The sequence below is a fragment of the Paraburkholderia haematera genome (assembly GCF_905220975.1).
GTDB classification, from domain to species: domain Bacteria; phylum Pseudomonadota; class Gammaproteobacteria; order Burkholderiales; family Burkholderiaceae; genus Paraburkholderia; species Paraburkholderia haematera.
In genome coordinates this window covers 1-12,698 of sequence record NZ_CAJNBK010000033.1, presented here as the reverse complement: position 1 = coordinate 12,698, position 12,698 = coordinate 1, and the positions used below count along the sequence as shown (strand labels likewise).

The following is a 12,698-nucleotide window of genomic DNA, read 5'->3' as shown; positions in this document are numbered from 1 at the left end:
GATGCGAACAGTCAGGAGAGCCTTGACGGCAGTAGCGATAGCAGTGGCGTTGTCGGCCGTGGCTCACGCAGTAACGGCTGCTGATCCGGTCCTGCGGGGAACGGAAGGCAATGTGCAGCGCCTGCCGTACATGCCGGATCAGATCTACGACCTGACCGTTGCTGACAGGACCTTGCTGGCGATTGACTTTCCGCGCGACGAACACATCAAGGCCATCGCGCAGAGCACGGCACCGGTCTTTCATGTTCAGCGAACTGGCGACACGCTGCAGGTGACGGCCGACAGGCCGGGCGAAAAGATGGGGCTGAATGTCACGACGACGCGCGGCACTTACCACCTGCAGATAGCGTCGATTGACGATGCATTGCAGGCCGCGCATATCGTGCATTTCGTGACGCCCTCGGCGTACTAACCAGGAGAGGGAACGACATGAAAACGATTCGCCACGGCATGCTGGCATGGTCAGTGGGTATTGCGTGCGCCGTTATGGGTGTGAATGCGCAAGCGGCCAAAAATCCACGCTGCGTGATCACGGACAACCGGGTATGCCAGCTTCAGTTCGATCCGAATCAGGTGTACGAAATCACCGGTGTCTATGGTTATGCGACGACGATCGAGTTTGCGCCTGGGGAAAAGATCCTCAACAAGGCGATCGGCGATTCGATCGGCTGGCAGGTTCTGAAGTTTCGCAATCATCTTGTGCTCAAGCCGGTCGAGCCTGATGCGAGAACCAATCTGACGGTCACGACCAGCAACCACGTCTATTACTTCCGCCTGTCCAGTTCGAAGAATCCGGAACGCGCGACCTATGCGGTGCGCTTCCTGTATCCGGCCGACGGAAACGATGGATGGGGCGACGATTCGGGCGGCGTCTCTGATGCATCCTATTCGCAGCCGCGCATGGTCAACAAGAATTATCAGGTGTCGGGTGACGAAAATTCGTTCGGCCTGCAGCGCGTGTTTGACGACGGTCAGTTCACTTACTTTCTGACCACCATCGGCAAGCCCAAGCCGAGCATTTATGTCGTTGACCGGGACGGCACCGAGGCGCTTGCGCCCATGCGCAGGGAAGGCCCGTACCTGGTGGTCGAGCAGATGGCTGACCGGTTTACCCTGCGCGATGGCGATCGCACCTTGTGTGTGAGTCGGTCGCAACAGGGTGCGGCGACACAGGCGCAGCGCTCACCCTGGGGAGGCGGAAATTGAATATGCCTGATAACCCGAATGATCTGCCTCGTGACAGCGGGCAGCCAGGGGGCGAGCCGGGCGATGCAGGCGACAGCCTGAACGAGCGCCGGCGTGCAGCTGATGCGCTGCGTCAGACGTCGCTCGCGGCCGATCCGGGGCGCGGCCGGCGTCAAACCTTTTTCACGGTCGCCGGCACGATTCTGTTCCTGCTGTGTGCCGGTGGGTTCTACGCGATGAAGCATGATGCGCCGGCGCCATCGAGCAGTTCAGACAAGCCGAAGATCGACGAAGACACGACGAAGGCCGCGCCGCTGGATGCTGGCCGGCAGAAACTTCCGGCGTCGATGGCGGCAGCTGCGTTGGCACCAGCGGCAAGCTCGGGCGTGGATCCGGACGAAGCGCGACGGGCTGCAGAGCGTCAACGTCAGGCGGCCGCAGCAGCTGAGCAGGCGCGCAGAAAAGCCGAGGCAATGCACGAGGCGCGAATGAAGTCGGGTCTGTTTGGTTCAGACACGGGGGGCGACGGTTCGGACGATGCAGGTGCCGCTTCCGCTGATGCACAGCAAGGTGAGGCAGGGCTGGGCCGCCGTTCTGGCGGTGACGGTCCGAATGATCCGAATTCGGCCTTCGCGCGCAGTGTTTCGAGCGCCGACGACTCTACGTCCAAGGCGCAAAAGATCGACAACCTGCAATGCAAGATGGAGCCGGGGGCCATCCTCGAGGGCCACCTGGTGCCGCGCATTATCTCGGACCTGCCAGGTTCAATCACGATCATGCTGGATCGGGATGCTTATGGGGAGCAGGGCAGGATTGCGCTGCTGCCGTGGGGCACGCGCATTACAGGCAAACCGAATTCGTCTGTGCGCAAGGGGCAGGAACGAACCTTCATTGCAAGCGCCGTCGCCTTGCGCCCGGATGGCGTCAAGATCCATGTCGACTCACCGGTTGCCGATCAGCTCGGATCGGCGGGCATCGACGCCGATGTTGATAACCACGTTGGCCAGATCCTAGGTATGAGCGCGGCGCTGTCGCTGCTCGGCGCGGGTTCATCGACCTACGGTGTGTCGTCGTCAGACCAGAACAACTCGATGGCGATGTACCGCGCGGGGGTGCAGCAGTCGATGGCGCAGTCTTCGCAGCAGCTGCTGGGCGGCTACGTCAACATCCCGCCGACACTCAAAAACGACCAGGGCACGCGCGTGCGCATTCAGGTCGAACACGAGCTGGACTTCTCCGACTACTGCAAATCGGGCGACGGGGAGGAATGATGACAACGGATATCTCGCACGTTCAATGCGAAGTCGCCGCAGGCGAACTGCGCCGCCAGCTGGACGACGCGGTTGCCGACGCGTTGCAGGCACAGATATTCAGGGATTTCGCCCGGGATGACGGACGGTATCTGATGCTCGCGCAGGCAAAGCTTAAGGCCGTTGCCCGCCAGTGTTTCGATGCGCAGGTGTGCCTCGATCGTCCGTCCGTGCAGCAGGCCGGCGCGGTGGCTCGCGCCGAACGCATCCGGGGGCGCTGACATGTCGATCGTGCCGGCATTCTTCAATCGCACCGAGTCCATCCGTCCGCTCTTTGATGACGTCGATGTCTCGGAGATCGCTGTGAATGGTCCGGGCGTCGTATGGGCCGGCCGGAAGGGCATGCGTTTCATGGAGCGGGTGGATACGCCAGTATTGACCGAAAGCACGTTGCGGGACTTTGCCGAGCTGGTGGCGCATCACTCCGACCAGGAGACGGATGCGAAGCGCCCGCTTCTCGCGGCCTCGATCCCCTCGGAACTGACTGGGCCGGGGAATCGCGATTTCCGTATTCAGGTTGTCCAACCCCCTGCGGTGCCGCCCGGCACGATCGCGATTGCGATCCGCAAACCGTCAACGCTTGATTTGACGATGCAGTACTACGAGGAGAGCGGTGCTTTCAGGCGAGTCAATGAACCATTGCCCGACGCGGAAGACACTGGCAGGAAGCTGGCGATGCTATACCGCGACGGCAACTGGTCAGCCTTCCTGCGGCTCGCCGTCAAGGCGAAAAAGAACATCGTTGTGAGTGCACCGACTTTTGCTGGCAAGACGGAGTTCATCAACATGCTCCTGAAAGAGATATCGCCGGCTGAGCGGATCGTGACGATTGAAGACGCGCGCGAGCTGCGCCCGCCGCAGGCCAATACGGTGAACCTGCTGTATTCGCGGGGCAATCAGGGCACGGCAAATGTGACGCCAGTTGAACTGATGGAAGCGTCGTTGCGGTTGTCGCCTGATCGCGTGATTCCGGGCGAGCTGCGTGGCGCTGAAGCATACGTCGCGCTCGAAATGCTCAATTCCGGTCACGGCGGCTGGATGACGACGCTGCACGCAACCAGCCCCGAACACATGTTCGAACGGCTTGCGCAGATGGTCATGCGCTTCGGTTCGACCTTGCAGCGTGCCGAGATTATCGACTATGCCCGCAGTCTCATCGATGTCGTGGTGCAGATGCATCGCTATGACGATGGGGTGCGGGGAATCAGCAAGGTGCTCTATGTCTCCCATTAAATCGCTCGTCGCGCCTCTGGCGCTGGGTGTGATGCTGCTGTCCGCGCAAGCGTCACAAGCGGATATGCAGGTCGCTTCCCCGCCGGTTGCAGCCTCCTTTGTCTCGCTGGCCCAGGAGTGCGCCCCTGATGTTCATCACGCGCTGTTGGGGCGCGTGGCGACAGTCGAGAGCAGCGGCAATCCGTTCGCGATCGGCGTCGTCGGTGGTCATCTTGCGCGACAGCCAAAGAACCTTCCGGAAGCGCTGGCCACCGTCAAGGCGCTCGACGCCGGAGGCTGGAATTACAGCATGGGACTGGTGCAGGTCAACGTACACAATCTGGCGCGTTACGGACAGACCACAGAGAGCATTTTCGAGCCCTGCGCGAACCTAAAGACCGGTGCCGCGATTCTTAAAGCGTGCTACGCCCGCGCGAAACCGCAGTTTGCGCAGGCTGATGACGCGGTACGTGCGGCGCTCTCCTGCTATTACAGCGGCGATCTGACGCGGGGTGCCGCATACGCGCAAAAGGTGGCGACTGCCGTCCCGGCGTCCGGTGTGCAGGGAGCGCAGCCAATCGATGTTGTTCCGGACGTTCGCCCTGCAGGTGGACCCGCGCGACGCGCGGTGGCACGGCCGGAGCGCGCCGCAAAGTCTGCGGCCAAAGACGACTGGTTCACGACCTATGGGGACGACGACGAAGACGGTCAGGCCAACGGGCAGGCGAGCGATACGCGCAAGGCAGTAAAGGCGTCTGGAGCCGTCGATGACCAGTAACCAGTTTCGCATGCTTGCTGCCGCCCTGGTGCTGGACGGCTATGCCGTCACGGCGGGCGTGGCGGCGTCCCAATGGTGGCATCACCAGCCTGGGGCCGGCGCGCAATTCGCGGCGCTCATGGTGCCTATGTCCTTTTATCTGATGGCCCGGCTGGTGCGGGAGAGCGGCGGCTGGGTCCTGCTGCCGCCCGTGCTTGCCTTGATGTGGTTGGGTGCGGTGGCTGCGTCGCCGTTCTGTTTGCTGGGTCTGGCCGTGCGCAACACGTGGAGTGCCTGGCGAACCATGAGGGTCGGGCGCAGGGCTCCTATTTTGGAAGGGGGTGGGGTATGGCGATGAAAAATGGAATCAGGCTGATGCTGGTGATGTCGGTGCTCGCTGCTGGCGGTCACGCCGGCATGGCCCGTGCCGATGACGACTACGGATGCCGCATTGTGATCTGTCTGGGCAACCCCTCATCGAATGGCGGGCCGTGGGCGCCGTCTACCTGCGGACCGGCAATGGATCATCTGATGGACGATCTCCGCCACGGCCGCGGCTGGCCGCAGTGTAAGGACTCAGACATGACCGTCCGCCAGAACAACACGCCTTACGATCCGTGCCCTGCTGGCACAACGGCCGCGGCGGCTGGCGCCTGGGTGGCCGAAGGGCAACGCAAGGCCGGAGCCCGTCCGTACAGCGGCATGGGTGGTTTCGCACTGGTCGGAACGCCGAAGCCTTCCGTGGCGGATCTCAGTAGCGGATACGCGTATTACGGGCCGCAGGCCTGTGTGGGCAGCCAGGTCGGTGCGTATCAGGTGTATGGCGATCCCTCGGTCGATGCGTCAGCGGTGAGCTGGCGAAATGGGCGTGACGGTGGTGGATACGACGGCGACCCAGTCACCGTCACGGTGTATGACCACATCGTCTGGCAACAGCCGCAATCGTCGAATGCGGTCGACGTGTACGAGGCCGGCCAGTTCCAGACACGAATTCATTACTAACAGGGTGGCGGGGATGACTTACGCGGCGGCGCATGGCTGGACACGGGTTGGTCCGTATGAACTGGTTCATCCGACTGGATGGCGAATTGCCAGCTGCATTATTCAGGGTAAGCCTAGACACATTCTCTGGCACGGTGGCGAGACGCAGGGCAATTTTCCCAGTGTTGACGTCGCCGTCGCGAAGCACGTCGAGTTACTGGGTCAGGGCAGGTGAGGGCAAGGATGATCAAACTCCATCGCCCTCTCATGTCTGCGGTCGTCACGGCGGCGCTGACGGTCGTTGGCTTTCCCCTTCTGACGTACTCGAGCGGTGCCCAGGCCGCATGCGTAGCCCCTGACGGTCCCGCGATTGACACGGGGTTTTCGCCGGAAGGTTCTGCCGAACGTCTCGTACTTAAAGCCATCTGCACGGCCCGGCACTCTGTCCACCTGTCGGCGTACAGCTTTACGTCGCCGGCGATCGTGCAGGCGCTGATCGACGCGCATCGGCGCGGCGTTGACGTAGCGGTCGTTGCCGATCGGAAGAGCAATCTGGTTGAGGATCGCAGCGGCAAAGGCCGCGTCGCACTCGATCTGCTGTCGGGTGCGGGCGTCAGTGTCCGGACGATCGACGTGTATCCGATCCATCACGACAAATTCATGGTAATCGACGGTGAATCGGTCGAAACGGGCAGCTTCAATTACACGACGTCGGCGGCCAGGTACAACAGCGAAAACGCTGTGGTGATGTGGCATGTGCCGGTCGTCGCGCAGGCGTATCAGCAGCACTGGCAAAGCCGGTTTAACCAAGGGCGCCCCTGGTCCGGGCAGGCGTCGAACTGACGGAGGTTTTTATGTTTGAAGACACCGTATTGCGGTTTAGCGACAAGGAGCGTCAGCAACAGCTTGCGGAGCAGGAACAGGCGCTCGCGCAGCGTCGCGCGAGTCTCGAGGCCCGCCAGAAGAATCTCGCATACCGGCAGGACTGGCTTAAAAGGGAGCCGCACGCGGTCGCGCAGGCAGTTGAGCGCGAGGACCAGCAGCGCCGTGAAGACAGGCAGCTCGCGACCGATGCCAAAGCGCTCAAGAAACGCTTCGGACTGAAAGAGGGTGAACTGATCGACACGGCCGCGATGCGGGGCGCGCTCGAGCAGGCGTTAGCAGAAAAAGAAGTCGAGCAGGCACAGCGGGCTGAGCAGATTACCGATCGGGCGTCGCTTCTGTCGGGTCTGAACAAGCTTGCGTTGATCGATGCGTGGAAGACCGCCGAAATCCTGCACGCGAACAAGGACCTGAATGTGCGGCGTGAGTGGAGCCGGCAGGAAGTTGCCGATATGTTCGCGAAAGCGCAGGCGCGCGTCGACGACAAGGGCGCCACGCACACCTATCCCAAGACGCTCGATGGCTGGGCGAAATCGCTGGAAGCCCGCAATCGTGAGCTGGAGCTTGCGGAGATCAAGCTCGATGCACAAGAGCAGGCATTACGGGCGCAGGTGCGCCGCGCGATCGAGGGGCCGGAGAAGACCGCGGCGCAGCCCGTCGCGGAGATCGTGCAGAAGGGCGCAGAACGCGCGGTAGAGGTAGGGGCGGGAGCGGCCGCGAAAGAGAGCGCCAGTATTGATACGTCTCTGGAGACATTGAAGGATCCGGCCAAATTTGCAGCGACGGTCGACACGGTCGCGAAGACCACGGGGGTTAGTGCTGAACAGGCCAAAGCCACACTCGAAATGCTGCGTGAAGCGAAAGAGGCCAGCGCCGGCAGAGCACCGGATGCGGCGACATCTGACAAGGCCGCGATCGAAGCTGCGCGCAATGCGTTCTTCTCACGCGGCAGTGGGAAGAGCACGGCGCCGGTCGAGAAGGTAGCAGGGAAGGCCGCGGAGAAGTCGGCGGCGCAAAAGTCGAATGTCATCGAAATGGGAACCGGCAAGCGAACGCCGTCAGCTGCGCCAGTTGAGAACAGCGGCCAGGCGCCGGAGGCAAAGAAGTCCGTCGACGGGGTTGCGGGTTTCAAGAAACTTGGTCGGAACAAAACGAAGGATGCCGCCGACCGGGGCGCTCCAGATGCCGGCAAGTCGGCTGATGCGGGCAAGACACAGCAGGTGGAAGGTGCCAGCGTCGTGCGCGCAGAGGCGGGACCACGTAGGAAATTTGCGGAGCTGAATGCGCATGAAAAACTCGAGCGTCGTGCCGAGTTCTTCGGGAACCTGCGCGAGTCGGCTGGCTTTACGCGGGACGGCAAGCAGGCAGTCTCTGAGCGGGCCAAGGAGGCCGTCAGGCCGGGAAAGCAACGTGAAGGGCACGGGATCGGCTGATTATGCAAAAGCACGAAATCGTGATGATGCAGTGGACGGGCGCGGTGCTCGCGCTCGTTCTTGGCCTTTGCGTGTCCTTCACTTTGGCAGGGTATCCGCCGCTGCCGTTTCCTGCGGGAATCATTCACGGCTTCATTGCGGCCGTGCATGATCCCCTGCTTTTCTGGGGTGCGGTGCCGGGTGCGGCGCTTGCAGCGGGTGCCGCATGGGCATGCCACGAATACCTGTTCAATGGCTTCGAAGGCTACCGGTATGCCAGGTTTATCCGTGGCACGAAGATGGAAAACCGGCACCAGCTGAGCAGCCGCATCGCGCGACATAACAACGAGTACCGCAAACAGGCCGTGAAACATGGCGATGCGCCGCGCGTGCCAGTCGCCGTTTGTGGTGTCGAGATGCCGACGGATCTCGAAACGCAGAACCTGATAGTCGTGGGTGCGCCAGGCTCCGGCAAGAGTCAGGCGATTAATGGATTGATCGCATCGGCACTGCGCCGCGATGACCGCATGGTGGTGGTTGATCCGAACGGCTCGCTCATGTCGCGCTTCTATTTGCCCGGCGACATCGTGATCAACCCGTACGACGCCCGGTGCGTCGGCTGGTCGCTGTTCAACGAGGTCGATCACGGTTTCGACTTCGAACGGCTCGCACATTCGGCGATTCCGCCGCAGAACGGCGATCAGGCCGAAGAGTGGGCGGGCTATGCACGCGCGCTGCTCGCGGACACGATGAACAAGCTCGCCGGCGACGACATGCGCGACATGGTGACGCTCACTGATTTGCTGGTGCGCGAGCAGCGCCCAGTGTTGCAAAAGTACCTTGAGGATACGGATTCAGTAGGGTTCTTCGCGAAGGATGCGGATAGGGCAACGGCCAGCATCATCTTTACGCTGAACAAGTACATCCGGCCGCTGCGTCGCATTCCTGATGGCGATTTCTCGATCCGGCGCTGGATGAGTGACGAGAACGGCGGGAACATCTGGATTACGTGGCGCGAGGATCAGCGCACGGCTCTCGGCCCGACGATCCCCGTCTGGCTCGACCTGATCTACGCGATGATTCTGAGCGAGGCGCCGACGTTCGACCGGCGGCTGTGGGTGTTCAAGAACGAACTGGCATCCCTCGGTCGCCTCTACAGTTTCGAGGCTGCAGTATCGAAGGGGCGCAAGCATGGCCTGTGTGTCGTGGGGGACCTGCAGGATCTGATTCAGTTGCATCAGCAACTGGGAGATCTACCTGCGAAAGCGACGCTCTCGTGTTTTCGCAGTCTGCTTGCGTTGGGAGGGGCCAACGCACTGACAACCAAAAATGTTGCGGAGATGATCGGCTGGCACGAAGTAGAGCGCCACCCGATCGGTGTGCAGGGCCAGTGGCGTATCAACACACGCGAGCGCAAGCGCGATCCGGAGCTCGTCGTCACGTCGTCGCAACTCTCGAATCTGCCTGACCTGAACGGTTATCTGAAATACGGCAAGGACTGGCCGCTCGCGAAAATCAGGTTCGGTGCGCGCGACTATCCGGTACGCGTGCCTGCCTACATCGAGGCGCCGCCCCGCGAAGCCCAGCTGTCGGTCGCGGTCCCCGCGCCGGTCAATCCTGCGCCTGCGCCGGAGGGTGGCGGCACACCCGCAATCATTATCGGCGCCATTAAATTATGACCGGGCGCACGACCAACCTCATGCCGGCATCTACCCGACCCACCGTGATTTTTCACGGCACGCCGTCGCAGCTTATCAACGTGCCGGACCTGTTTGGCACCAGCGTCGCGATCGGTGGGCTGGCCGTCGTCTTTTCATGGGCAGCCTCGAGGTGGACTGTGTCTCCCGTCATAGTTATTGCGCCTGTGTTGGTCTGCCTGGCGCGGCTCGCGTTTGTATTCGTCGAAACGGCGTTCACGGAAATCGTGATCGACATGGAGCGGATTACCTGCCGACAGGGAATTTTGAGCCGGAAGGTTTCGAGCCTCGAGCTGTTCCGCATTCAGGATGTGATCTCGCTTCATCCGTGGTGGCAGCGCGTGTTTAACGTGGGGATGGTCGTCATCCTGACAAGCGATTCGAACAACCCGCGCTGGTGTCTGCCGGGCATGGTCAACGCGGAACAGATGCGTAACGCGCTCAACCGCGCTGCGATCGCGCTGCGCGACTACAAGGGTATTCGGGAAGTGAATATGGGGCGGGTCTGACACGTGGAGAGCATCATGCATGAATATCGATTTGACGATGTGATCGTCGCGGCTAATTCCGATGACCTGCAGACGTACTTGGCCGATGCGCATGGCGAGAAGATTCGGCCTCTGTGTATGTGTACGCCGGCTGGCGTCCCGATGTACGTCGCGAAGGTAGGCGAGCACTACGCGATCAAGCGCATGCCGAACACGGGTAGCGCGCACTCGTCGGATCCAGGCCGTTGTTCGTCCTATGAGCCGCCGGCGGAGCTGTCAGGCCTCGGCGAGGTCAAAGGTGAGGCTATTCAGGAGAACATCGAGGATGGCATCACGACACTCAGGCTCGATTTCAGCCTCTCGAAGACGGGTGGACGTACAGCGCCGGCACCGTCGGGCGTTGCGGCCGACACGGTGAGAACGGATGGCGCGAAGCTGACGTTGCGCGGCACGCTGCATTACCTGTGGGAAGAGGCAGCACTGAACCGTTGGTATCCGGCGATGGCCGGCAAGCGCAGCTGGTACGTGGTGCGTAAATTCCTCCTGCAGGCCGCGGCCGGCAAGGTGTCGAAAGGCGAGCCGCTTGGCAGATCGTTGTACGTGCCCGAGTCGTTTTCGACGGAACGCGCAGGGGGCATCACGCAACGGCGCATCGCGCACATGGCCGAGCTGGCCACCAGCAAGAAGACGCGCAAGCTCATGATTGCGATCGGCGAGATAAAGGAAATCACCGAGTCGCGCTATGGCTTCAAGATCGTCGCAAAGCACCTGCCGGATTTTCCGCTGATGCTTAGTGAAGATCTGCACCGCCGCCTTCAGAAGCGCTTTGTGAACGAGCTGGCGCTGTGGGACAGCATTGAAGACTCGCACCTCGTCTTCATCGCGACGTTCGGCCTGTCGTCTACCGGTATCGCGACAATCGAAACGCTGGCCGTCATAGTGGTGTCGGCCAACTGGATCCCGTTCGAACATGCATACGACAAGCTGATGCTCGATGCGCTCACAGCACAGAAGCGCCGCTTCGTGAAGGGGCTGCGCTACAACCTGGCGGAGAACAAGCCGCTCGCGTGCGTGGTGCTGGCTGACGTGTCGCCGAAGCCCGTTGCGTTGTACGTGCAGCCGCCCGGTGTGGAACAGGAAGATGAAGACGCGCTGACGACGCTGATCGAGGAAAGCGACATGCCGTCGTGGATCTGGCGCGCGGGGGAAGAAATGCCGGAACTGCCGTCGCCGACGGTAAGCAGTGAAGCGAAGCCATCGCCGCGTGCCGGCAGGACGCTGGACAAAGGCAATGCCGCTGCGGCGGATGCGGCCGCTTCGTCGGCCGCGCAGGAGCTTGCATGGAAATGAGGATCGCATTGCTCTGGCGTGTTGGGCTAAGCCCTCCACGGAGGCGCGAACGTGCAAAAAAGGTTCCGGCCATGCACTACTAGCGTCGACGCACGTCAGATTATCGAAGCAACGAAGTAGGGGTTCCGCTGCGCCCGGAGCCCCTATTCTGACGTTTACCCACTTAGTCGGGCGTCATCCGTTCGCGTCAGAGAAGGAATAGTTGCGGATTCGGCTTAAACCGGAACTCCAGTCCAGTGACCTTTCGTCCGCCCTGCTTGGTTGGCTTCCACTCAATAAGCAGGCCATCCTTGCCCGTTAGCTCGTCGACGGCGACGTCGATTACGCGCCGGCGCATCTGGCCGAAGTCTTTGACACAACTCGGGGGCGCATCCATCGCATGACAAAAGTCATCGAAGCTAATACGGACCAAGCCGGTGTCCCGATATTGGGCGAACATCTCCATCAGGCGCCACGAGTAGACGGAGCGCAGCGCGGCGGTGTGCTTGAGCTTGTAGGTTGTGAATTCCTTGCGCAGGCCCAATAGGAACGGTGCGACCTCAGGCGAGAAATTGACGTCGACCCACCCTTCGCCTTCGTGATACGTATTTCCGGAGACCCACCGGTATTTGCGCTCTTTTTCTCCTCGACGTGTCTGTTCTACGGTGCGGATGTACTTGTTGAAGATGGACTCTGCAGCCTCGCGAAGCTGGACGTAAGCCGTCGGCTGGTCGACGGCAAAGGCCGCTGCGTATTCCTGCGCGGACAGTTTTACCCGCCACCCCTCGTTTGGTCCCAAGGCGGCCGCCAGCTTGCGTAGCTCGACTGAGTCGCTTTGAGCGATAGCTGCGGAAATCAGCCGCTTTTCGATCAGTTTGAGACCCTGCGCGGCACGCGTCAGAGCATTGCTCATGTTCACGAACCGCTCCGAAAGAGCGCTATCGGGCAATTCTTGAAGTGCAGATGGTGTTTTCATTCTGACGTTTCTCAGCTTGGTCTGACACGGTCAAACGATGACAGACAGCGTATATTCTGTCAACATTCGATATCGTCAGAAACTGGCTCAGTGGGAAAACGTCAGAATTCGCCAGCTATCCGCGCCAGTGTCATTGTTTGAAGTCGACTGCACCATTCCATTGGACGACAGCCTAGTGTGCATGCGACTTGTGGACACTCGCCGATCAGGAGTAGGGTGCACAAAACAACTTTATGGCCCTGATGCATGTTCACGACCGCATCGCAAAGCCAGCTTCCAGTGCACGGTTTTTGACAGCCTGTGTAGCCGCTTTCTACAAAATGGGAATCAGTGGGAAAACGTCAGAATTCGCTGCCTGAGGTCTATGCCATTTTCAGACATCGGTAGATGTTCATTCGAGCACCACAGCCTTTCGATGCGCGCGCCGGAATTCCCCACATATGGGCTAAAGCGTATCCGGCACCGCGCA

Annotated in this window: 14 protein-coding genes; 12 read left to right on the top strand and 2 right to left on the bottom strand. The window is 61.1% G+C overall.

What is annotated here, in order from left to right:
- Position 1 precedes the first annotated feature (1 nt).
- From KHO23_RS31550 to KHO23_RS31540, 3 genes are read left to right on the top strand one after another with little or no spacing between them, the layout of a single operon-like run.
- Positions 2 to 412, top strand: coding sequence for a TrbG/VirB9 family P-type conjugative transfer protein (locus KHO23_RS31550; RefSeq protein ID WP_211616526.1), 411 nt, complete (start codon positions 2 to 4; stop codon positions 410 to 412).
- A 17-nt stretch (positions 413 to 429) separates the two neighbouring features.
- Positions 430 to 1,206 carry a TrbG/VirB9 family P-type conjugative transfer protein gene (locus tag KHO23_RS31545; protein WP_211616524.1) on the top strand — a complete coding sequence of 259 codons (777 nt, stop codon included), beginning with the start codon at positions 430 to 432 and terminating at the stop codon, positions 1,204 to 1,206.
- 2 nt (positions 1,207 to 1,208) lie between these two features.
- Entirely contained in the window at positions 1,209 to 2,456 is a 1,248-nt protein-coding gene (locus KHO23_RS31540) for a TrbI/VirB10 family protein (RefSeq protein ID WP_211616523.1), read from the top strand.
- Here the strand turns inward: KHO23_RS31540 and KHO23_RS31535 are convergent.
- Positions 2,426 to 2,743 carry a hypothetical protein gene (locus KHO23_RS31535; RefSeq protein ID WP_211616521.1) on the bottom strand — a complete coding sequence of 106 codons (318 nt, stop codon included), beginning with the start codon at positions 2,741 to 2,743 and terminating at the stop codon, positions 2,426 to 2,428. The two genes, KHO23_RS31540 and KHO23_RS31535, sit on opposite strands and share 31 nt — an antisense overlap.
- On the opposite strand from KHO23_RS31535, the gene virB11 reads away from it, so the two are divergent.
- From virB11 to KHO23_RS31490, 9 genes are all read left to right on the top strand, one after another.
- Entirely contained in the window at positions 2,718 to 3,728 is a 1,011-nt protein-coding gene (gene virB11 / locus KHO23_RS31530) for a P-type DNA transfer ATPase VirB11 (RefSeq protein WP_211616519.1), read from the top strand. The genes KHO23_RS31535 and virB11 overlap by 26 nt on opposite strands.
- Before the next feature lie 31 nt (positions 3,729 to 3,759).
- Complete coding sequence (locus KHO23_RS31525) at positions 3,760 to 4,485, top strand: lytic transglycosylase domain-containing protein (protein ID WP_236067071.1); 726 nt, start codon at positions 3,760 to 3,762, stop codon at positions 4,483 to 4,485.
- Positions 4,475 to 4,822 (top strand): hypothetical protein, encoded by a 348-nt coding sequence (locus KHO23_RS31520; protein WP_211616515.1) that lies wholly within the window; start codon positions 4,475 to 4,477, stop codon positions 4,820 to 4,822. Before KHO23_RS31525 ends, KHO23_RS31520 begins: the two co-directional genes overlap by 11 nt.
- Positions 4,813 to 5,466, top strand: coding sequence for a hypothetical protein (locus KHO23_RS31515; protein WP_211616513.1), 654 nt, complete (start codon positions 4,813 to 4,815; stop codon positions 5,464 to 5,466). Before KHO23_RS31520 ends, KHO23_RS31515 begins: the two co-directional genes overlap by 10 nt.
- A 222-nt stretch (positions 5,467 to 5,688) precedes the next feature.
- Positions 5,689 to 6,288, top strand: a complete 600-nt coding sequence (locus KHO23_RS31510) for a phospholipase D family nuclease (protein ID WP_211616511.1) — start codon at positions 5,689 to 5,691, stop codon at positions 6,286 to 6,288.
- Between the two features lie 11 nt (positions 6,289 to 6,299).
- Complete coding sequence (locus KHO23_RS31505) at positions 6,300 to 7,760, top strand: hypothetical protein (RefSeq protein ID WP_211616509.1); 1,461 nt, start codon at positions 6,300 to 6,302, stop codon at positions 7,758 to 7,760.
- 2 nt (positions 7,761 to 7,762) lie between these two features.
- Positions 7,763 to 9,418, top strand: a complete 1,656-nt coding sequence (locus tag KHO23_RS31500; RefSeq protein WP_211616507.1) for a type IV secretion system DNA-binding domain-containing protein — start codon at positions 7,763 to 7,765, stop codon at positions 9,416 to 9,418.
- On the top strand, positions 9,415 to 9,945 hold the full coding sequence (locus tag KHO23_RS31495) for a PH domain-containing protein (protein WP_211616505.1): 531 nt from the start codon (positions 9,415 to 9,417) through the stop codon (positions 9,943 to 9,945). The genes KHO23_RS31500 and KHO23_RS31495 overlap by 4 nt, the downstream gene beginning before the upstream one ends.
- A gap of 15 nt (positions 9,946 to 9,960) precedes the next feature.
- Positions 9,961 to 11,274 (top strand): DUF1173 domain-containing protein, encoded by a 1,314-nt coding sequence (locus KHO23_RS31490; protein ID WP_211616503.1) that lies wholly within the window; start codon positions 9,961 to 9,963, stop codon positions 11,272 to 11,274.
- A gap of 187 nt (positions 11,275 to 11,461) precedes the next feature.
- Here KHO23_RS31490 and KHO23_RS31485 read toward each other — a convergent pair whose 3' ends face one another.
- Positions 11,462 to 12,229, bottom strand: coding sequence for a replication initiation protein (locus KHO23_RS31485; RefSeq protein ID WP_211616501.1), 768 nt, complete (start codon positions 12,227 to 12,229; stop codon positions 11,462 to 11,464).
- Positions 12,230 to 12,698 lie beyond the last annotated feature (469 nt).